This is a genomic window from Staphylococcus sp. GDY8P94P (genome assembly GCF_017892255.1).
Classification (GTDB): Bacteria; Bacillota; Bacilli; order Staphylococcales; family Staphylococcaceae; genus Staphylococcus; species Staphylococcus cohnii.
In genome coordinates, this window is the sequence record NZ_JAESKU010000008.1 from 164,826 (window position 1) to 185,589 (window position 20,764).

Genomic DNA, 20,764 nt, shown 5'->3' on the forward strand with positions numbered 1-20,764 from the left:
ATAACCAATAATATCACTATATATTCCGTACTAACTTACTCATACTATTAGCGTTTATTCCTCTGGTTTATGACTTATAGACCAATTTAAAAATGCACCCTTCAATGCTAGAGATTTAACCTGGCATTAAGGATGCATTTCATTTTGTTATTAATTTCATAAATCTTATTACTATATACTAATTGTTGAATTGTTTTTTCGGAACTAATATCCATACAAATATAAATGCAATGATTGCTAGTGCAGCATTAAACCATAGTCCATACATGGCACCAACATGAATATTAGCGCTAGTAGACATAATAGAAAATATTGTACCTGAAATTGCTACTCCAAATGAGTTACCAAGTGAAGATGCCATTTTATATACGCCTGATGCGACACCTACCTTATCTTCCGGCGCAGTAGTAACAGCTGTATCTGTTGAAGGTGTTGCATACATACCTAAGCCTACACCATAAATTAAGTAACCTAACACACAACTGATAACATAAACAGTCGTTGGTAAAAATGTGAAAGAGATTAATAGAATACCTATCGCATTAAGTCCTGCACCAATAAGCATAGGTTTTTTAGGACCTACCTCCTGAAGAATCTTTTCTCCAACGCGAATCATGATTAAAACAGCTATTAAATAAGTAATGGTCATCATCCCTGATTGAAACGATGTGAAATGTAATCCTGATTGAAAATAAGTATTCGCAACAATAAGTGTCCCTGCTACAGCATTTAATAAAAAGTTTGAAACTGTAGCACCACTGTATGCTTTGTGTTTAAAAAGTTTAAAATCTATCAAAGGGTTTTTAACTTTGTTTTCAAATAATACAAATACAATAATTGAAATGATGAATATCACAATTAACATCAAAATAAGTGGCGAAAAGAAACCATAATTTGAAGATTGTGTAATGATTAAATTGACACTCAGCATTGCAACTATTAATATAATTAGCCCTACAAAATCAAATTTGGCACGCTTTGATGACTCAGTTTGAACTGCTTTTGTTTCTGGTGTGTGTTTTATTAAATACATAGACACTAAAGCTACCATTATCGAAATAATAAATATAGATCTCCATCCAACAAATGTAGCCATGATACCACCAAAGAATGAGCAAATGCCAGTACCACCCCATGAACCAATAGACCAATAACTTAACGCGCGTTGTCGCCTTCTTCCAATATAGTATTCATTTATAATTGCTAATGTTGAAGGCATGATACATGCCGCAGATAATCCCTGTATTGCTCTCCCAAGTACAAGTAAAGGGACAAATCCCGGGATGATAATAAGTAATGATCCGAGAACGCTTAAAGTCAAACCGATATAAGTCATTTTAACTCTACCGTACCGATCAGCAAGACCTCCTGAACCTACAACAAACAAACCACATAAAAGTGCGGTTAAACTTACAGCTACATTAATTGTTCCATAACTAGCTGAGAAAGATGATTCTAATGCAGGAACGATATTAACGAGCGATTGAGCAAACAACCAAAATGTTATTACGCTTAAAAAAATACCTAAAAGAAGTCTGTTATCTCCTTCAAATGGTTGTTCTGATTCCATATAATTTTGCCTCCTAAATCCCCGTGAAACAACTATAATCATTATCAATGATTTAACGCTTCAAGCTTCAAAACATTTCCTCTTGCCTTATAATAATGATTACATAGTAAATATGACTTTTTAAAATTCAAAATTTTTTTTTGAAAAAGTCAATAAGATAAAAATAACATTTACTTCAATTTATTGCTAAAAAACAGCACGCAAAGTGTATTAAGTGTCTTTTTTTGATTATTCCACAAAATATATTGACACCTTTTAAAATTTCTAATCCTTTCTAAAAGAATAATTAATGCATTATCAAATATATGTATTATACTAGATAGACAAATTATCTATAAAGGTGTATGAGATGTTAAATTTATTTATTTTATTACTAGAACGTGTAGGTCTTATTATTATTATCGCTTATATATTAATGAATATTAATCATTTTAAAACAATGATGAACCAAAGAGATAAACGAAGTTCGCAATGGCAACTCATCATTATCTTCGGATGTTTCTCTATGATTTCAAACTTTACAGGCATACAAATTAACGGTAATGAAGTCGTTAATGGCAGTGTCTATAATCATTTAGATCCTGAAGCTTCTCTCGCAAATACGCGCGTGCTTACTATCGGCGTTTCAGGTTTAATTGGAGGACCATTCGTTGCTATTTTTGTAGCAATGATTTCAGGCATTTACCGTGTTTATATTGGTGGTGCAGATGCTTATATCTATCTAATTTCATCTATATTTATCGCACTAGTATCAGGTTATTTTGGTTATAGAGCAATGCGTGCACGACAGTATCCTACTATTGTTAAAGGTACGATCATTGGCGGTACTACAGAAGTTATTCAAATGATTTGTATCTTAATTTTTTCTGATAATACAGAGCATGCTTGGTCTTTAGTTAAACTCATTGCTTTACCTATGATTTCAATCAACTCAATCGGAACTGCAATTTTTTTATCAATTATATTATCAACAATTAAGCAAGAAGAAGAAACACGCGCAATACAAACACATGATGTCCTACAACTAGCAAATGAAACATTACCATTTTTCCGGTCAGGATTAAATGAACATTCTGCCAAACAAGCAGCTACCATTATTTTAAATCTTATGCGTGTTTCGGCAGTAGCTATCACCAATCGAAAAGATATATTAACGCATGTGGGTGCGGCGAGTGATCATCATGTTGCGCAAAAACAAATCATTACTAATCTTTCTAAACAAGCAATTCAAGCAGGTACTTTAAAAGAAGCATATTCAAGGGAAGATATTGGTTGTAATCACCCTGAATGCCCACTCGAAGCAGCCATTGTCGTTCCACTAAGCGTTAAGAATGATGTTGTTGGAACTTTAAAACTATATTTTACAAATAAGCATGATGTTTCTCATTCCGATAAACAATTAGCTTCTGGTCTTGCAGAGATTTTTTCTAGTCAACTTGAATTAGGACAAGCTGAAACACAAAGTGCTTTGGTTAGAGATGCTGAAATCAAATCACTACAAGCACAAGTAAATCCACACTTCTTTTTCAATGCCATCAACACAATTTCTGCCTTAGTCAGAATTGATAGTGAAAAGGCGAGAAAATTACTGTTACAACTCAGTCAATTTTTCCGTTCAAATTTGCAAGGTGCACGGAATAATACCATTTCACTTGAGAAGGAATTACAACAAGTCGAGGCTTATTTATCACTTGAACAAGCACGTTATCCAGATCGTTTTGATGTTTCATTTAATATTGAAGACTCATGTTATGGTGCGCTTGTTCCACCATTTGCGATACAAATACTTATAGAAAATGCAATCAAACATGCCTTTAAAAATCGTAAATATAACAATCGTATTATCGTAACTGCTTATAAAACAGAAGATGGATTATATATATCAGTTGAAGATAATGGCTCAGGCATCCCGGATGATAAAATTAATAACATAGGCAAAACACGTGTTTATTCGGATTTAGGCACAGGTAGCGCATTAGAAAATTTAAACCACAGATTAGAAGGCTTGTTTGGCATTACGGCTAAAATGCATATTCATTCTAGCAAAGACGGTACTAACGTGAGTTATATAATTCCATTTTATATAAGAGAGGAAGATAAACATTGAGAGCAATTATTGTAGATGATGAACCTTTAGCGCGTAACGAACTACATTACTTATTAAATGAAATTCGTACCTTTGAGGTAATCAATGAAGCAGAAAATGTTTCAGAGACATTAGAACTCTTACTTTATGATCATTATGATGTAATCTTTTTAGATATTAATTTAATGGAAGAGAGTGGACTAGATTTAGCTAATAAAATTAATAAAATGCAAAACCCACCACATATTATATTTGCTACAGCGCATGATACTTTCGCTGTTAAAGCATTTGAACTAGATGCAACGGATTATATTTTAAAGCCATTCGAACAAAAACGTATTGCCCAAGCTATTCACAAAGTTGAAATTGCACTAGATCATGACAGTTACAAACAAGCAACTGAAGTGATTCAGCATCCAAATGACACACAAAAAGATAATGCACCAACATCACAAATGGTATTACCTATTGAAGTAGATGAGCGTATTCATATCATTAATTTAGAAGATATTATTGCTATTTCTGTCAATAACGGTATTACCACAATCAATACCTTACAAGAAAATTATCATACAACTGAGCCACTTAATCATTACGAGAAAAAAATTGCAAACCCTTTGTTTATGAGAATTCACCGTGCCACTCTTGTTAATAAAGTACACATACAAACAATTGAACATTGGTTTAACTATACCTACCAACTCACTATGACAAATGCATTAAAATTCCAAGTTAGTCGTTCATATATGAAAACATTCAAGCAAGATATGGGATTAATTTGAGTGTCACGTCGTAATTAATGCAACTCAGCATATACGTTTCGTAATTCACCTTTAAAACGACTATCAGTAACCGTTTTCATATTATAATTAACTCAAGATTAATTCGGGAGGAAATACAATATGGAAACAAACATAAAACAAGCTGAGAAACAGCCAAACCATTCAAAAACATATAACTTTTTTCATCAAGTACTAGTGTTGGCAATCATCATGCTTTTATCAAATATCATCGAAAGTTTTATGCCTATTCCTATGCCAGCATCAGTGATAGGTCTAGTCTTATTATTTATTGCATTATGTACAGGGATTGTTAAACTTGGGGAAGTTGAAAAAGTTGGTACGACGCTAACAAATAATATTGGTTTCTTATTTGTACCTGCAGGTATATCAGTTATTAATTCATTAGGCGTATTAAGTCAGAGTCCTATTCTGATTATATTACTAATTATCATTTCTACAATCTTGTTATTACTATGCACAGGATTTTTCTCACAAATGCTAATTACGAAATCATTTATACCTAAGAAAAGAAAACCTAATCAGTTAGCGGAGGAAAAATTATGATAGATCATTTGGGCATTAACACACCTTATTTCGGAATTTTATTATCAATTATACCTTTTATCATAGCGACGATTTTATTCAAGAAGACAAATGGCTTCTTTTTATTCACCCCATTATTTGTCAGCATGGTCTTTGGTATTGCTTTCCTAAAATTAACAGGCATAGACTATGCCAATTATAAAATCGGTGGCGACATTATCAATTTCTTTTTAGAACCTGCAACTATCTGTTTTGCAATTCCATTATATAAACGACGCGATGTACTTAAGAAATATTGGAAACAGATACTTGGTGGCATTGCTTTTGGAACAACAGCTGCGTTGGTATTTATCTATTTCATTGCAAATGCTTTCCAATTTTCAAATGAAATCATTGCATCTATGTTACCACAAGGTGCTACAACTGCCATTGCATTACCAGTATCAGCTGATATTGGTGGTATCAAAGAATTAACATCACTAGCAGTTATCTTAAATGGTGTCATTATCTATGCTTTAGGTTCCAAACTCATTAAGTTATTTAACATTACAAACCCTATTGCTCGTGGACTAGCACTTGGTACAAGTGGTCATTCATTAGGAGTGTCATCCGCACAAGAATTTGGTGAGACAGAAGCTTCAATGGCCTCTATTTCACTTGTAATCGTAGGTGTTATCGTAGTCGTTGTCGCACCAATTTTAGCAACAGTTTTACTATAATATCTAAGCTCAAAACTAAAAACGCTTGAAACATAAACAAGTCGAGCTAAATGTTAAACGTCAATTTCTATATTTATAATAGAAATTGACGTTTTTTTAGTTTTACAAAACTTAGTTACTCGTTCCCCCTACTATTTCACTTCAGTTGTGTCTAATACATTTAATGTACACACCCGTTCAAACTCATTGTAAAGTGTCCTATTCATAGAATAAAATTTTAAACAATTATCAGAAAATTAAAATAATATACTTTTATATCCTTGTATTTTGATAAGAATTATTGTATTATACATTTATTATTAACATTGGAGGTTCTATTAAATGACATTATATTTACTCGAAGCAAATAATCTTGATTTCGCAAAGTCTAAAAAAGACTTAGAAGATAAAGCAGCAAAACTTACTACAGGTGAAGTACCAACATTGATTGAAGTTCAAGCAACAGAAGACTTAACACACGGCTATTTTATTGTAGAAGCTAACAATGACACAGAAGCTAAACAATTTCTTGAAGATGCATCTATCAATATTAATTTAGTTAAAGAAGTTCGCTTAGTAGGTAAAGATTTAGAAGAAGTTAAAAAAGGCGATGCACATGTTGATTACCTAGTTACGTGGAATATCCCAGAAGGTATTACAATGGACCAATATTTAGCGCGTAAAAAGAAAAATTCTGTCCACTATGAAGAAGTACCTGAAGTTCAATTCCAACGTACTTATGTATGTGAAGATATGTCAAAATGTATCTGCTTATATGATGCACCTGATGAAGATGCCGTTCGTCGTGCAAGAAAAGCTGTAGATACACCTATTGACGATATTGAAAAATTATAACTAAATCTTTTCTTTATAATTAAAATTTATAATTGCGCAGATTTAGTTAGCAAAAGTTATTTATAAGTATCAATGAAAACAGTCATACAAATTTGAACTGACGATTTGATCAAACTTATAAATAACCTTAAGACTATTCAAGGAGCGGCAATATGAAATCAAATGATACATTTTAGATTTCTACCGCTCTTTTTTTTATCAAAAAACTTACTAAATAGATAGGAATAATAGAGGTGTTGTCATGATTCGCATTAATCACATCCAACATCAATTTGGAGACCATCGTGTAATCGATGATTTCAATTTAAATATTGAAAAAGGCAAAATAATAACTTTTCTAGGTAAAAGTGGTTGTGGTAAATCTACCATGTTGAACATTATAGGCGGTTTTTTAACACCTTCATCAGGCACTGTTACAATTGAAGATCAATTAAAGCAAAATCCATCACCTGATTGTTTAATGATTTTTCAACATCATAATTTACTACCTTGGAAAAATATAAATGACAATATTCGTTTAGGATTAAATCATGAAATTAGTGATGATGAAATCAATAATTATTTAAAATATGTTGATTTAGATCATAAAGGGAAGACATTTCCTGAGCAATTATCTGGAGGAATGAAACAACGTGTGGCACTTTGTCGTGCCCAGGTACATCAACCAAAAGTCATATTGATGGATGAACCATTAGGCGCACTTGATGCTTTTACACGTTATAAATTACAAGATCAACTTGTACAACTCCAAAAACGTTCTACAGCTACGATAATTCTAGTTACGCATGACATCGATGAAGCCATTTATCTTTCTGACCACATTATCTTACTCGGAGATGGTTGTAATATTATAAGCCAATATTCAATTGAACAATCACATCCGAGAAATAGAAATGATAGTTATTTATTAACATTAAGAAATAACATTATGGAAAAATTCGCATTAAATCATCATCAAGCAGAACCCGAATATTACATATAAGGAGTTGTAACTATTGAAAAAAATAATCATCTTTCCAATAATTATAATCCTTATATTAAGTGCATGTAGTAATCAATCTGTTCAGAAGAATAATAACCATGGTCAAGATCAAAAGACATTAAAAATTGGTTACTTGCCAATTACACATTCTGCTAACTTAATGATGACTCAAAAAGTAAAAGCACAAGCCAAACATAATGGTTACAAATTAAAATTAATTAAGTTTAATAATTGGCCAGATCTTATGGATGCATTAAATAGCGGAAGGATTGATGGCGCATCAACTTTGATAGAATTAGCTATGAAATCCAAACAAAAAGGTGCTGATATTAAAGCAGTTGCGCTAGGACATCATGAAGGTAATGTCATTATGGGACAAAAAGGTGAAACAGTGAATGACTTTAGTAATGGGAGTCAATATCGTTTTGCTATCCCCCATCGTTATTCAACACATTACTTATTATTGGAAGAAATGAGAAAACAATTAAATTTAAATAATCAAACATTCAGTTATCATGAAATGGCTCCAGCAGAAATGCCAGCTGCACTTAATGAACATAGAATCTCTGGATATTCTGTGGCTGAACCTTTCGGCGCATTAGGAGAAAAGTTGGGCAGTGGAAAAACTTTAAAACATGGTAATGAAGTGATTCCCGATGCATACTGTTGTGCTTTAGTACTTAGAACTGACCTAATAAAAAATCAAAAACATGTTGCTCAAAGTTTTATCGCTGATTATAAAAAAGCTGGATATCAAATGGATGATAAATCAAAAAGCGTTGATATTATGTCTAAACACTTTAAACAAGACAAAAAAGTATTGACACAATCCGCAGAATGGACATCATATGGAGATTTATCTATTAAAAAAGATGGTTATCAAGAAATTACACATTTGGTCAACCAACATCAGTTATTTAAAACACCATCGTATAAATCATTCGTTGATCCAACACTATATAAGGAGGCATAGGCAGCATGTCAGTCAATTTAATTAAAAAGCAAACTTTACCTATACTAACATTCATACTTTTCTTATTTATTTGGCAATGCGTCATTTGGGTTGGGAATTATAAACCTATACTACTTCCAGGGCCGATCTTAGTAGCACAGAGTATTTGGCATTTTATTATTACCGGGGAAATATTCACACACTTGGGCATCAGTTTGTTTCGATTCTTCGTTGGATTTAGTATCGCAATTTTAATTGGTGTTCCGACAGGTTTTCTTTTAGGACGCAGTAGTTTATTGCACACTGCAATAGAACCATTATTTCAACTTATACGACCTATTTCACCTATTGCTTGGTCACCATTTGTCGTTTTATGGTTTGGCATTGGAAGTTTACCAGCAATGGCTATCATCTTTATCGCTGCTTTTTTCCCGATCGTATTTAGTACGATTAAAGGCGTTAGAAATGTTGAGCCTCAATACTTAAAAATAGCATCAAATATGAATTTAACTGGGTGGACATTGTACCGTAACATCTTATTCCCCGCTTCATTTAAACATATTATGGCTGGTATTCACATGGCAGTGGGAACAAGTTGGATTTTCTTAGTTTCAGGTGAAATGATTGGAGCCCAATCTGGTCTAGGATTTTTAATCGTAGATGCACGCAATATGTTAAATTTAGAAGATGTATTATCAGCTATTTTCTTTATTGGACTCTTTGGATTTATTATAGATAGAATTATTAGTTATTTAGAAAAATTAATTTTAATTAGATTTGGAGAATAAAGGAGTAATTTATATGACTTTACAAAAACGTATTGAAACAGAATTAGATCCCTATGTTATTGAAATTGACGAGGGAAGTTATTACCCAAGACCATTTATTCAAGGTTTATTTAAAGATGGCTATTTTTCTGAAAATGACTTAAAAAACAACTCAGAAGTTATTGAGGAAGTCTCAAAATCTTGTTTAACTACAGGCTTTTGTTTATGGTGCCAATTAGCTTTTTCAACATATTTACAAAACGCAAATCAACCACATTTAAATAAAACTTTACAAAAACAGTTGTTAAATGGAGAAATTTTAGGAGCAACAGGTTTATCTAACCCTATGAAATCTTTCAACGATTTGGAATCATTTAATTTATCACATCATTATAATGACAATACATTAATTATTAATGGTAAATTGCCTGCAATAAGTAATATTGCGTCCGATCATTATTTCGGAGCAATTTCTAAGGCAAATGATACAGATGAATTAGTCATGCTTATTGTAAAAGCCAACCAAGAAGGTATTACTTTAGATGAAAAATCAAATTTCTTAGGTGTCAATGGGTCAGCTACGTTTTCTATTGAAATGAATAACGTAGAGATTCCTGAATCACAAATTATAACAAAAGAAGCAAAAAGCTTTGCTTCTGCTATTCGACCACAATTTGTAGCTTTACAAATTCCTATAGCACTCGGCTCAATCAGAGATTCGTTAGATTTAATTCATAAATTTTCCGACGCACAAAATGGCATCAATAAATATTTAGAATTTGATATCAATGCATATGAACAACAATATAAACAACTTAAAAGCGCATTTTATCATATTATTGACAACAATCATCTGGACGATGATTTTGCCCAACTGATCAAAATTAAAAAAGAAGCTGGTTATCTATTATTAGAAGTAAACCAAGCTTCAATGGTCAACGGTGGTTCTAGAGCATACTCTCCACGTGCACCACAAGCACGTAAATTAAAAGAAGGATTCTTTTTTGCAGCACTTACACCTACATTGAGACATTTAGGAAAATTAGAGGAAGAATACCGCACTACAGCTCAGTAAACGTATATATAGAAAAATCAAAAAATCGAAGCAGCAGATTTATTATAGTTATCTATGCTTTTCAAAAACAAATGACTACATCAAAAATACGACAATATTACAAATTAATCACCTAGTACAGTACAAAAGGGCTAATCCCTATCAAGTGGATTAGCCCTTTTTATATTTAAACTGATTTCATCGTTCTGATTTTATTCATTATTTAAAGATGTTATTTACCATATACTATGCTTTAACTAACCAGTCCATAACACGTTTAATGGCAAAGTCCCAATAAGCATAATCATGCTCACCAGGTCCATCCTCAAAACAATATGAAATTTGCTTTTCATCTAGATATTTAATGAATTTTTTATTATCTTCATGTAGCGCATCTTCTGTACCACACATGATTAATAAATCTGGTATCTTTTTATCTTGTTGAATAGCCTGATCAACCAAATAATACGGATCCAGTTCATTATCTGTTGCGTTTTTAGAGACGCCTGCAATAGCTTCTCCGGAATAATCGTACCAATCATAATCCATAAACGCCTGAGCATCAAATACAGCCGATAAGGGACAAGCTTTAGCAAATCGATGTCCTTCAGCTAATGCAAACTTAATCGTTCCATAACCACCCATAGAATGACCTGCGATAAAATTATCTTCTCTCTTTTGTGACAGAGGTAAAATTTGATGCGCATAATCAAGTACTTCTAATACATAGTCATAATACTTATGACCAAAAACCATATTACTATAACCACTGTGATCTGCATTAGGCATAATAACTGCAAGTTGATGCTCATTCGCATAGCGCTCGATACTTGTATAACGCATATATGAAGTTTCATCACTGGATAATCCATGTAGTAATAAAAGCGTTTTTAATGGCTTAGGTTGCGTACTTTTTTTGAAATAACTTTCATCTTCTGGAAGAATCACCATAAAATGATGATGCATACCTATTGTTTTTGAATTATAATTAATCGATAATAATGCCAATGATTTCACGACCTTCTATTCATTAATACTTTGTGGTTTTTGTTTACTTCTTTTTTCTGCTTTATGCGATGGGTCTAAACGTTTTTCCAATAATCTTAAACCTACATCAATAATGATAGCAATTAATGCGATTGGAATCGCACCAGCTAAAATAAATGTTGTACCATCTGTAGCATTTGTACCTCGGATAACGATGTCACCTAATGTAGGTGCACCAATAAATGAACCGACTGCTACAACTCCAATTGCAACAACAAGTGCTATTCTTAATCCACCCAATATTACAGAGAGTGATAAAGGTAACTCAATCATTCTTAGCACTTGGTTTCGCGTCATACCCATACCTTTACCAGCATCTTTAATATTCGCATCAACACCCATGATACCTGTATAGGTATTTTTTATGATCGGTAATAGCGCATATAAAAATACTGTTACTACGACCGTAGTGGTACCCAATCCCATAACGAGCATGAGTATCGCTAACATTGCAATAACTGGAACGGTTTGAATAATATTAGCGATGGTAATAATAATGCCAGAAAATTTACTATATCGTGCAATCAGGATACCAATTGGAATACCAACAATAGATGCAAATAACACACCATAAACAGACATTAATAAATGTTTTAAAAATAAATCCCAAAGGTAGCCATAGTTGACTGAATAATATTCTACTAATTGTTGTAATAAATTACCTTCCATTAGCTTTGACCACCTTTCTTATCATTTTCAAAATAATTATGTTCTTTTAAGAAGTTCTCAGCAACTACTGCTGGTTCTTGTCCTTCACCATCTGCTTGATAATTAAGTTTTTGCATTTCAGATGTCGAAACTTTTTTGTCTAGTTTATTGATGATTGGTTTTAACTCTGGATGTTTATCTAACAATTCATTCGTAGCAACTGCACTCGCATCATATGGTGGGAAAAACTGTTTATCGTCTTTTAATACTTTTAAGTCATATGCTGCAATACGCCCATCTGTTGAATAACCTACAGCTACATCTAAATTATTAGAGTTTAATGCATCATATACTAAACCAATTTGCATTGGTCTGATAGTATCAAACTTAAAACCATATTCTTTTGTAAATCCAGGATAACCGTCACCTTCACGGTTTAGCCAAGAACTATCTACACCAAGTTTAAGTTCTGGATGTTTTTTCAAATCAGATACAGTTTCTAAATTATATTTTTCTGCTGTTTCTTTAGTGACCATAAACGCATAAGTGTTAGCAAAACCATAAGAGTTAAAGAACGTTTGATCGAATTTTTTTTGGAAACCATCTTGAGTTGCTTTCATAGCTTTTTTAGGGTCTTTAATCGGATCTTCATTTAACGCACCAGTTAAATCTGTGCCATTATACCTAGCACCTGACATATTCGCGTCACCATTTACTAATGCATTGTGCTGAATCGTACTCGATCCTAAATTATTAATTAATGTTGGCTTAATTTTGCCATTTGTATCGTGTTCTATTAATAGTCTCAGCATATGAGACATAATTTGTGATTCACTTGTTGCAAGTGCTGTGATTTTGACATCTTGTTCTGAACTGTTGCCACCTAATCCCGGTAAACTACATCCAGATAAGACCGTCAGACACAACACAAGCACAATAGCATATTGTTTCAATTTCTTCATAATGTCCTCCTCAAATTATCTGGATACTTTTAATCCCTTAGGTACAGCCCATCTTTCTACCAGTGATAGTAAGAAATCTACGATTAACGCCAAAGCAGTAACTAATACTGCTGCACTTACAATCATTAGTGGGTCATACAAGTTTAATCCATTAAATACAAAGTCACCTAAACCGCCTGCGCCTACATAACTGGCTAAAGTTGCCCAACTAATTACGTAAACAGAAGATAAACGAATACCTCCTAATATAAGCGGTAAGGCTAACGGTAATTCCACATCTTTCATTAATTGAAAGCGTGTCATACCCATACTTGTGCCTGCTTCTTTAATGTTGTCATCTATGTTTTGTACACCTAATACAGTATTGTTTAATATTGGTAATAATACATAAATAAATAATGCTACAATTGCAGGTAATTTACCCACACCAAAAATCGGAATCATTACTGCCAATACTGCTAATGTTGGTATCGTTTGTAACACACCAGCAATGGTCAGCACAACATTAGATGTTCTTTTCATTTTTGATAATAAAATACCTAATGGTACAGCGATGACGATAGCAATTAACAAAGCGATGATTGAGATATAGAAATGTTCAACTGTTTTTGATATCAGTTGCCCACCATACTGCTCTACAAAGTCTTTCATTACTTATCAGCTCCTACATTATCGGGCTCAACAATAGCATTTTTTTGTGCACTGACATTTTCATCTAATTCGCCCCAAATACTATCGTAAACGATATCGACTAAGTTTGCTCTCGTAACTAGTCCAATCAATGTCTCTTCATCACTATCTACAACTGGTACATTTCTTACATTTCGTTTTAAGATGGTACGCACTGTATCTTGTAATTTACTATCTACTCTTACTCTGTATATATCACGCTGCATCGTATCAATGAGTTCTTTATGAGCACGCAAACCTTGGTTAATATCTTCTATGTCTAAATATCCAAGTAATCTATCATTATTACCAACGACAAATAATGTATCGACACGTCGATCTCTCATAATTTTAACCGCTTCATTTAATGAATTATCCGCATGAACGGTTACTGGTCGTATCATTGCATCTTTTACAGTTCTCATATTTGGTCTATCTTGGATTAATCTGTTTTGACCGATAAAATCACGTACGAAATCGTTTGCAGGATGACGTAAAATATTATCTGGTGTATCAAATTGAACGACTTTTCCTTCAGACATAATACAAATTTTATCTGCCAATTTAATCGCTTCATCCATATCATGTGTGACAAAAATAAATGTTTTACCTAATTTTTGTTGCAGTTCTTTAACTAAATCTTGTAATGTATCTCTCGTAATTGGATCTAGCGCACCAAATGGTTCATCCATTAAAATGACGTCTTGTTCAGCTGCTAAAGCACGCACAACACCAATACGTTGTTGCTGTCCTCCAGACAGTTGTGAAGGATATCTATCTAAGTATTCTTCTGGTAAATCTACTAATTTTATCAATTCTTTAGCTTTTTTCTCTTTCTTTTCATCAGACCATTTTAATAATTTAGGTACTAAGACTATATTCTCTTTAATTGTCATATGAGGCATTAATCCAATTTGTTGTATCACATAACCAATTTTTCTACGTAATTCAACGGCATTCATTTTGCGAACATTTTTACCGTTGATTGCAATTTCACCTTCCGTAGCTTCAATCATTCTATTTATCATTCTTAAAGCAGTGGTCTTCCCACTCCCACTTGTACCGATAAATGCAATAAATTCACCAGATTCGATTTCCAATGAAATATTATCTACGGCTTTTTTTGTTCCACCATAGACTTTAGATAAGTTTTTTATACTTAACATGTGTTAATTCCTTTCTATATTTGTATTTTCATTTAATATTTCATTTATAAATATAGGGCTAACTGTGGATGTTATACAAATCCGAAAATAAGTAAAAACATGTAGCACAACTAGCCCTACTTTATTCATGTGTTGGTCAAAAATATCAATTTTGACTAATTTTTTCATCCTATATATTAAGATAACTCAACAAATGAAAATAAACAATTTATAACCGCAAGTTTTGTTAATTAAACTATTGAAATTAATTATCAATTCAATAGCTCAAAACAATGTTTTAAAAATATTATTTTCGTTTTATGCCAATTAATCGACCTAATTCTTTTGGCGCTTCATGAATCGTTCCAACTTTAGCATAATCATCTATAGCATTTTTTATTTGTTCAGGGAAAGCTGCTGGTCTTCCTATTGTAGTGTCCATTCCCATAAGCATTACTTCATATGTTGCGCAACGGTTATTTTGAGCATCTACTAAAGTCATAAAAACATGTAAACGCTTGGTATCATAATCATATAAGCTTACGTTGACAGTAATAAGTTCATCTACGTTTATTTCTTTTAAATACACCACATGATTTTCTAAAGTGAACACTGTATAATTCAATTTTTTAATTGTATTAATATCTAAACCTAATGATACCAGCCACGCATCTGTAGCATCACTAAATACTCGATTATACTCAGCATCATTCATGTGCTGATTATGATCTACCCAAATATCTTTAACCGTGGTTTGATATTGAAATTGAGACATATGATCCTCCATTTATTTAGAACTTTTTTTCATCGATGCAGTATCTTCAGGCCAATATGCTTCTGCTAACTTTTTCACTTTAACTAGGAATTCATTACGTTTTTGGTCTAGTTCTGACATTGTTTGTCCTTGGGAAGCTGTTTCACACCCATTTACTACACTGTCATATAAATCCTGTGTTAATTCAGGCGCAATTAATTTTGTCCATGGTTTTTTCAATGCTGGACCAAATTGTTTTAACATATGGCGCATGCCGCCTTCTCCTCCAGCAAGATGGAATGTCATAAATGGTCCGTATTGTGCATAGCGTAGTCCTGCTGCATGTGTAAATGCTTTATCTACTTCTTCAGTAGTCGCTATTCCTTCATTAACGATGTGTAGAGATTCTCTCCATAACGCTTCCATCAATCTATCCGCTATGTGTCCTTCAATTTCATGTCTGACATGTAGTACATCCATACCAATACTTTCGTATACTTTTTCTGCTTTTACTGTGACAGCTTCAGCTGTTTGTTTACCAGGCACAATCTCAACTAATGGTAAAATGTATACAGGATGGAACGGATGTGCAACAACTAAACGTTCAGGATGTTTTAAATTTTGTTGTAATTCTGAAGGCATAATACCAGAAGTACTAGAACCAATAATGGCATCCTGACGGGCATAGGTATCGATTTCTATTAATACCTGTGCTTTCAGATCTTCAATTTCTGGAACGTTTTCTTGAATATGATCTGCATCTTTAACAGCTTCTTCTAAACTTACCGTAAACGACAAATTATCTAAAGACGCGCCCTCTGCTAAACCTAATTGCTCAGCATATGGCCAATTTTGTTTCACTTGTTTTAACATTCTTTCATAAGCGCCTTCACTTGGATCTGTTGCGATTACTTCGTGCCCATGCGCTAAAATACGCGTAATCCAGCCACTACCTATAACGCCTGTACCTACAACTGCAAATTTCATTATTTGCCTCCTTTTGGATCTCTAAGTTGATATTGCTCACGCGCTTCAGCTGGCGTCATCGGTTCGATATCTAATTCTTTTAATATTTCTACTGCACGTTCAACAAGTTGTTCATTAGAGGCTTTTACGCCTTTTGATAAATACAAGTTATCTTCTAAACCTACACGGACATTTCCGCCACGTTTCGCCGCTTCTTCTACAGTTGGTAATTGCATTCTTCCAATTCCAAATGCTGACCAATGTGCATTTTCAGGAATACGTGTTTTAAAGTATTCAATTGTCTCTGCATCGTTTTCAGCACCCCATGGGATACCGAGACAGAATTGGAACATTGGTTCTCCTTCAATAAGACCTTCGTTAATTAATTGTTTTGCAAATGAAATGTGTCCACTATCAAAACATTCTAATTCAGGCTTTACACCTGCATCTTTTACTAATTGCGCTTGTTTTCTTAACCAATCAGCTGGACTTAAGTAAACAGCGTCACCCATATTCACACTACCACAATCAAGTGTGCACATTTCTGGTAATAATGCGCCAATTGCTTCATGTCTTTCTTCAGGTGTTTGCATATCTGAACCTTCACCTGCTGTATATGGATCTTCAAGGTTAGGAATAAAATCTCCGCCACCACCTGAAGTAATGTTAATAATAATATCTTCATCAGCTTCTCTTATTAATCTTACTGCTTCTTTAAAGAATTCAACATCATGGCTGATGCCGCCTGTTTCTGGGTCTCGCGCATGAATGTGTGCAACAGTAGCGCCTGCCTTTGCACATTTAATTGCTGAATCTGCAATTTCTTGAGGTGTTACAGGAACACTTTTATTTTTTTCTACAGTATCTCCAGCACCTGTTAAAGCTGCTGTTAGCATAACTTTTTTCATATATAAACCTCCAACAGAGTTTTGATCACAATTGATAGTGTACCAACCGGACGGTTTAGTTTCAACCCTTGAAACACCTAAAAAAAGGGATAAGTGATGATGTACCATCACTTATCCCTATATTATCAACGCTTTCAACGAATTAGAAATTTAATTATTTTTTTATAATTTTAATTTTTTCATGCATCTCTTAATTCAATTTGCGTGTTTTCTGTGTAAGATGTTAATCGTTCTAAAACTTTTGCTCTCATTGTTTCATCTAATGCATCTAATCCAAATATTTCCGATAACCACAAGCCATCCACTGCTAATCGTATAATTGTTGCATCGACTTTATCAATACCATCATTTTCAATTTTATCTTGCCAATCTTTATAGGTATCTTGTAGCGGCAACAATAAATTACTATTTATACCCTGTGCAGCTAGCATGCCAGAAGTAATTGATGCATTTTCTGAACGGTGTTCTCTAGTAGCTTCAATAAATGCGCGCAATAATTTGCCAACTTCTTGTGACTCATTTTTAACATGTTCATTCACATTATTTCGATACAACTCATCTGCATGATCCACAAGTCCTTGTATCAATGCGAATTTATTTTTAAAATGATACAGTAAACCGCCTTTACTAACACCAGCTTTTTTAGCAACTGCATCAAGTGTTAAATACTCACTACCTTGTTCATTTACGATAGCCGCTGCTGCTTCTAATAGTTGAATACGCTTAGACACTCTTGCCATATCTACACCTTCTCTTACAAAATATTACTTTGTTCATCTGCTATATCTATATTCGAGCAAACTATAAACGATAAATGATAAAGTTGCAACATTATTATAATTTTTACAAACTACGTTTTGTCCATTTTTACAGAAATACGAAGGTTTGGTTAAACAAAAATATGTTTCAAGTTTTTTGAAAATACGCTTAAAAGATTTTGATAATCACAGGCACTTTTGTTGTCATTGATATCCTAAGTTACACTAAAGCTAAAATTGGCTACTTATCATTCATGCCTTTACCTTCTAAGATATGATTGATATATTTTTCGACTCTATTTTCCCTTGTTGAAGCACGTTTAGCATCACCAATATAAAACATATACTGACGTTGTCTTCCTGGTGTTAAATTATTAAATGCTTCTTTTAACTCTGACGACGCTTCTAATTTATTTTTCAATTCTTCTGGCATATCGAAATCTTCCGTAGTTTTCATCGGTACTTTTTTACCTGATTTTTCTACTCTAATGGCTTCTTCAACATACCAAGCGATTTCCTCTTTACGTTGTTCTATTTCTTCTAAACTTTCAAATCTTAATTGTCTAGCAGCTTGAACATTTTTTGTTTGTTGAATTAAAGTATGATATGGATCTTCCATAATAGCGCCTTTTTCAAATAATAATGCACAATAATATTTAAAATCTTGAATGATAACTATATTTTTATTGTCCAAAGTATAACATGGATGCATCCATTTATAATCCTCTGTTAATTCTGTTTGACTGATTATATTTCTTAGTACTTTAAATGCATCTTGCCATTGATCTAAGCGCTCAATAAACGCATCTACTTTATCGTTTTTAATTGATTCACTCATAACATACCGCCTTTTATTTTAATTTTACTATAAACATATACATTTAATCTATACATTCTTTTATATTATGTTATATCCTAATTTCCTAAAATATAAAACGATTTGATGCTCTTCAGAATTTAAAATATTGCTTCAGCCCCTTTTAAAATTAGAACAATTATTTATTGGCATTTTTTACACGCACCTGAAAAAACGCTTCACTAGCATAATAATACAATTCAAAAAGCACATTTGTTTTACTTATAATTTAATATAAGTAAAATTATATAATTATTTATATATATAACTTATACACGCCTATTTTCTCTGTTACACTTATAATTAATCATTTTTTGAAGTGTGAACAATTTTTTGTTCAGTTTTTTTGTAAGCGCTTTAATACTTGGAGGGGATATTTTATGCAACAAGAGAGTGTTTGGCTAACAATTATGGGGTTAATTATTATTATTTCCATTGTTGGATTACTAATTGCTAAACGTATTAGTCCAGTTGTGGGTATGATTTTAATACCAAGTTTGGGTGCATTAATATTAGGTTACAATATTGGTGATTTAGTAAAATTTTTTAATAGTGGTTTAGATCAAGTTATCAACGTCGTCATCATGTTTATATTTGCAATTATATTCTTCGGTATCATGAGTGACGCTGGGTTATTTAAGCCGTTAGTAAAACGTTTGATTTTGCTTACTAGAGGTAATGTTGTAGTTGTCTGTATTGCAACTGCAATTATCGGAATATTCGCTCAACTTGATGGTGCTGGCGCAACAACATTTTTATTATCAATACCTGCATTATTGCCTTTGTATAAGGCGCTAAATATGAATCGTTATCTATTACTTTTATTGCTCGGACTGAGTGCATCGATTATGAACATGGTGCCATGGGGTGGCCCTATGGCTCGTACAGCTTCAGTGATTAATATTAAAAATGTAAACGAATTATGGTATGGTGTCATACCAGTTCAAATCATCGGTTTTGTTTTAGTTTTACTATTCGCTGTATTTTTGGGTTTTCGAGAAAAAGCAATCATACAACGTAAAATCAATTCAGGAGAAGTATCTAATACACAAGACGTAGATATACATAAATTGGTTGAAATATATGAACAAGATCAAGATATTAAATTTCCGATTCGTGGCGTTGCTGTTACTAAGCCTTGGATTAATTGGATCAACGTCATACTCACGCTTGCTATCATTGTAGCAATGCTAGCTAATATCGCACCGCCCGAATTTGCATTTATGATTGGTGTTGCGATTGCTTTAATTATTAATTTCCCAAATGTAGACGAACAAATGAGCAGACTTAAAGCACATGCGCCAAACGCACTTATGATGGCAGCCGTAATTATCGCTGCTGGTATGTTCTTAGGCGTATTGAATGAAACTGGTATGCTTGAAGCAATAGCAGTAAGCTTTATCCATATTATTCCAAATGCCGTTGGACCATACTTACACATTATTGTCGGTATCTTCGGTGTTCCACTAGATCTATTAACAAGTACGGATGCTTATTATTTCGCTATCTTACCTATTGTAGAACAAACAGCCGGTCAGTTTGGTGTATCGTCTGTATCAACAGCATATGCAATGTTAATTGGAAATATTATCGGTACGTTTGTCAGCCCATTTTCACCTGCGTTATGGTTAGCGATTGGGCTTGCCGAAGCAAATATGGGAACATATATTAAATATGCTTTCTTTTGGATATGGGGATTTGCCATCGTCATGTTAATTATCGCTATGTTCATCGGTGTAGTAACATTTTAATTTATGAACTG

At 33.0% G+C, this 20,764-nt stretch carries 21 protein-coding genes; 10 read left to right on the forward strand and 11 right to left on the reverse strand.

Translation table 11 applies throughout. The annotated features are described in order from the left end of the window. Positions 1-178 precede the first annotated feature (178 nt). Positions 179-1,570, reverse strand: a complete 1,392-nt coding sequence (locus tag KA926_RS05245; protein WP_107386345.1) for an MFS transporter — start codon at positions 1,568-1,570, stop codon at positions 179-181. 349 nt (positions 1,571-1,919) lie between these two features. On the opposite strand from KA926_RS05245, the gene KA926_RS05250 reads away from it, so the two are divergent. The 9 genes from KA926_RS05250 (at position 1,920) to KA926_RS05290 (ending at position 10,310) form a co-directional block, all read left to right on the forward strand. After that, a complete protein-coding gene (locus KA926_RS05250) occupies positions 1,920-3,677 on the forward strand; it encodes a sensor histidine kinase (protein WP_107384792.1) in 1,758 nt (585 codons plus the stop codon). Continuing rightward, positions 3,674-4,438, forward strand: a complete 765-nt coding sequence (locus tag KA926_RS05255) for a response regulator transcription factor LytR (protein ID WP_107384791.1) — start codon at positions 3,674-3,676, stop codon at positions 4,436-4,438. The genes KA926_RS05250 and KA926_RS05255 overlap by 4 nt, the downstream gene beginning before the upstream one ends. Before the next feature lie 120 nt (positions 4,439-4,558). Then, positions 4,559-5,002 carry an antiholin-like murein hydrolase modulator LrgA gene (gene lrgA, locus KA926_RS05260; protein ID WP_107384790.1) on the forward strand — a complete coding sequence of 148 codons (444 nt, stop codon included), beginning with the start codon at positions 4,559-4,561 and terminating at the stop codon, positions 5,000-5,002. After that, positions 4,999-5,700 carry an antiholin-like protein LrgB gene (gene lrgB / locus KA926_RS05265; protein WP_107384789.1) on the forward strand — a complete coding sequence of 234 codons (702 nt, stop codon included), beginning with the start codon at positions 4,999-5,001 and terminating at the stop codon, positions 5,698-5,700. Before lrgA ends, lrgB begins: the two co-directional genes overlap by 4 nt. A 321-nt stretch (positions 5,701-6,021) precedes the next feature. Next, a complete protein-coding gene (locus KA926_RS05270; protein ID WP_107384788.1) occupies positions 6,022-6,534 on the forward strand; it encodes a DUF4242 domain-containing protein in 513 nt (170 codons plus the stop codon). Positions 6,535-6,775: 241 nt separating this feature from the next. Then, on the forward strand, positions 6,776-7,516 hold the full coding sequence (locus KA926_RS05275) for an ABC transporter ATP-binding protein (protein ID WP_107384082.1): 741 nt from the start codon (positions 6,776-6,778) through the stop codon (positions 7,514-7,516). A gap of 13 nt (positions 7,517-7,529) precedes the next feature. After that, positions 7,530-8,489: an ABC transporter substrate-binding protein gene (locus tag KA926_RS05280; RefSeq protein WP_107384083.1), complete on the forward strand. Its 960-nt coding sequence runs from the start codon at positions 7,530-7,532 to the stop codon at positions 8,487-8,489. Positions 8,490-8,494: 5 nt separating this feature from the next. After that, complete coding sequence (locus tag KA926_RS05285) at positions 8,495-9,256, forward strand: ABC transporter permease (RefSeq protein ID WP_107384084.1); 762 nt, start codon at positions 8,495-8,497, stop codon at positions 9,254-9,256. Positions 9,257-9,269: 13 nt separating this feature from the next. Continuing rightward, positions 9,270-10,310 carry an acyl-CoA dehydrogenase family protein gene (locus KA926_RS05290; RefSeq protein WP_107384085.1) on the forward strand — a complete coding sequence of 347 codons (1,041 nt, stop codon included), beginning with the start codon at positions 9,270-9,272 and terminating at the stop codon, positions 10,308-10,310. 225 nt (positions 10,311-10,535) lie between these two features. On the opposite strand, the gene KA926_RS05295 is transcribed toward KA926_RS05290, so the two are convergent. From KA926_RS05295 to KA926_RS05340, 10 genes are all read right to left on the reverse strand, one after another. Next, positions 10,536-11,297, reverse strand: coding sequence for an alpha/beta hydrolase (locus tag KA926_RS05295; protein ID WP_107384086.1), 762 nt, complete (start codon positions 11,295-11,297; stop codon positions 10,536-10,538). Positions 11,298-11,312: 15 nt separating this feature from the next. After that, positions 11,313-12,005, reverse strand: coding sequence for an ABC transporter permease (locus tag KA926_RS05300; protein ID WP_107384087.1), 693 nt, complete (start codon positions 12,003-12,005; stop codon positions 11,313-11,315). Then, positions 12,005-12,946 (reverse strand): osmoprotectant ABC transporter substrate-binding protein, encoded by a 942-nt coding sequence (locus KA926_RS05305; protein ID WP_107386343.1) that lies wholly within the window; start codon positions 12,944-12,946, stop codon positions 12,005-12,007. The genes KA926_RS05300 and KA926_RS05305 overlap by 1 nt, the downstream gene beginning before the upstream one ends. A gap of 15 nt (positions 12,947-12,961) precedes the next feature. After that, positions 12,962-13,597, reverse strand: a complete 636-nt coding sequence (locus KA926_RS05310) for an ABC transporter permease (protein ID WP_107386342.1) — start codon at positions 13,595-13,597, stop codon at positions 12,962-12,964. After that, a complete protein-coding gene (locus KA926_RS05315) occupies positions 13,597-14,781 on the reverse strand; it encodes a betaine/proline/choline family ABC transporter ATP-binding protein (protein ID WP_107384090.1) in 1,185 nt (394 codons plus the stop codon). The genes KA926_RS05310 and KA926_RS05315 overlap by 1 nt, the downstream gene beginning before the upstream one ends. A gap of 286 nt (positions 14,782-15,067) precedes the next feature. Continuing rightward, positions 15,068-15,535, reverse strand: coding sequence for a thioesterase family protein (locus tag KA926_RS05320; RefSeq protein ID WP_107384091.1), 468 nt, complete (start codon positions 15,533-15,535; stop codon positions 15,068-15,070). 12 nt (positions 15,536-15,547) lie between these two features. Continuing rightward, the gene (locus KA926_RS05325; protein WP_107384092.1) at positions 15,548-16,501 is read right to left on the reverse strand and encodes a 3-hydroxyacyl-CoA dehydrogenase NAD-binding domain-containing protein; all 954 of its coding nucleotides are present in this window, start codon (positions 16,499-16,501) and stop codon (positions 15,548-15,550) included. Then, positions 16,501-17,388 carry a beta-keto acid cleavage family enzyme gene (locus KA926_RS05330; RefSeq protein WP_107384093.1) on the reverse strand — a complete coding sequence of 296 codons (888 nt, stop codon included), beginning with the start codon at positions 17,386-17,388 and terminating at the stop codon, positions 16,501-16,503. The genes KA926_RS05325 and KA926_RS05330 overlap by 1 nt, the downstream gene beginning before the upstream one ends. 179 nt (positions 17,389-17,567) lie before the next feature. Beyond that, positions 17,568-18,128, reverse strand: a complete 561-nt coding sequence (locus KA926_RS05335) for a TetR/AcrR family transcriptional regulator (protein WP_107384094.1) — start codon at positions 18,126-18,128, stop codon at positions 17,568-17,570. 259 nt (positions 18,129-18,387) lie between these two features. Continuing rightward, positions 18,388-18,984, reverse strand: coding sequence for a YdeI/OmpD-associated family protein (locus KA926_RS05340; protein WP_107384095.1), 597 nt, complete (start codon positions 18,982-18,984; stop codon positions 18,388-18,390). A gap of 398 nt (positions 18,985-19,382) precedes the next feature. Between KA926_RS05340 and KA926_RS05345 the strand changes: the two genes are divergently transcribed. Further along, positions 19,383-20,753, forward strand: coding sequence for a CitMHS family transporter (locus KA926_RS05345; protein ID WP_107384096.1), 1,371 nt, complete (start codon positions 19,383-19,385; stop codon positions 20,751-20,753). Positions 20,754-20,764 lie beyond the last annotated feature (11 nt).

What these genes read in the sequence shown, in the direction of transcription:
- KA926_RS05245 (WP_107386345.1), bottom strand. Translation starts at nt 1,570, where the DNA reads ATGGAATCAGAACAACCATTTGAAGGAGATAACAGACTTCTTTTAGGT.
- KA926_RS05250 (WP_107384792.1), top strand. Translation starts at nt 1,920, where the DNA reads ATGTTAAATTTATTTATTTTATTACTAGAACGTGTAGGTCTTATTATT.
- lrgA (WP_107384790.1), top strand. Translation starts at nt 4,559, where the DNA reads ATGGAAACAAACATAAAACAAGCTGAGAAACAGCCAAACCATTCAAAA.
- lrgB (WP_107384789.1), top strand. Translation starts at nt 4,999, where the DNA reads ATGATAGATCATTTGGGCATTAACACACCTTATTTCGGAATTTTATTA.
- KA926_RS05270 (WP_107384788.1), top strand. Translation starts at nt 6,022, where the DNA reads ATGACATTATATTTACTCGAAGCAAATAATCTTGATTTCGCAAAGTCT.
- KA926_RS05275 (WP_107384082.1), top strand. Translation starts at nt 6,776, where the DNA reads ATGATTCGCATTAATCACATCCAACATCAATTTGGAGACCATCGTGTA.
- KA926_RS05285 (WP_107384084.1), top strand. Translation starts at nt 8,495, where the DNA reads ATGTCAGTCAATTTAATTAAAAAGCAAACTTTACCTATACTAACATTC.
- KA926_RS05290 (WP_107384085.1), top strand. Translation starts at nt 9,270, where the DNA reads ATGACTTTACAAAAACGTATTGAAACAGAATTAGATCCCTATGTTATT.
- KA926_RS05300 (WP_107384087.1), bottom strand. Translation starts at nt 12,005, where the DNA reads ATGGAAGGTAATTTATTACAACAATTAGTAGAATATTATTCAGTCAAC.
- KA926_RS05305 (WP_107386343.1), bottom strand. Translation starts at nt 12,946, where the DNA reads ATGAAGAAATTGAAACAATATGCTATTGTGCTTGTGTTGTGTCTGACG.
- KA926_RS05310 (WP_107386342.1), bottom strand. Translation starts at nt 13,597, where the DNA reads ATGAAAGACTTTGTAGAGCAGTATGGTGGGCAACTGATATCAAAAACA.
- KA926_RS05315 (WP_107384090.1), bottom strand. Translation starts at nt 14,781, where the DNA reads ATGTTAAGTATAAAAAACTTATCTAAAGTCTATGGTGGAACAAAAAAA.
- KA926_RS05320 (WP_107384091.1), bottom strand. Translation starts at nt 15,535, where the DNA reads ATGTCTCAATTTCAATATCAAACCACGGTTAAAGATATTTGGGTAGAT.
- KA926_RS05325 (WP_107384092.1), bottom strand. Translation starts at nt 16,501, where the DNA reads ATGAAATTTGCAGTTGTAGGTACAGGCGTTATAGGTAGTGGCTGGATT.
- KA926_RS05330 (WP_107384093.1), bottom strand. Translation starts at nt 17,388, where the DNA reads ATGAAAAAAGTTATGCTAACAGCAGCTTTAACAGGTGCTGGAGATACT.
- KA926_RS05335 (WP_107384094.1), bottom strand. Translation starts at nt 18,128, where the DNA reads ATGGCAAGAGTGTCTAAGCGTATTCAACTATTAGAAGCAGCAGCGGCT.
- KA926_RS05340 (WP_107384095.1), bottom strand. Translation starts at nt 18,984, where the DNA reads ATGAGTGAATCAATTAAAAACGATAAAGTAGATGCGTTTATTGAGCGC.
- KA926_RS05345 (WP_107384096.1), top strand. Translation starts at nt 19,383, where the DNA reads ATGCAACAAGAGAGTGTTTGGCTAACAATTATGGGGTTAATTATTATT.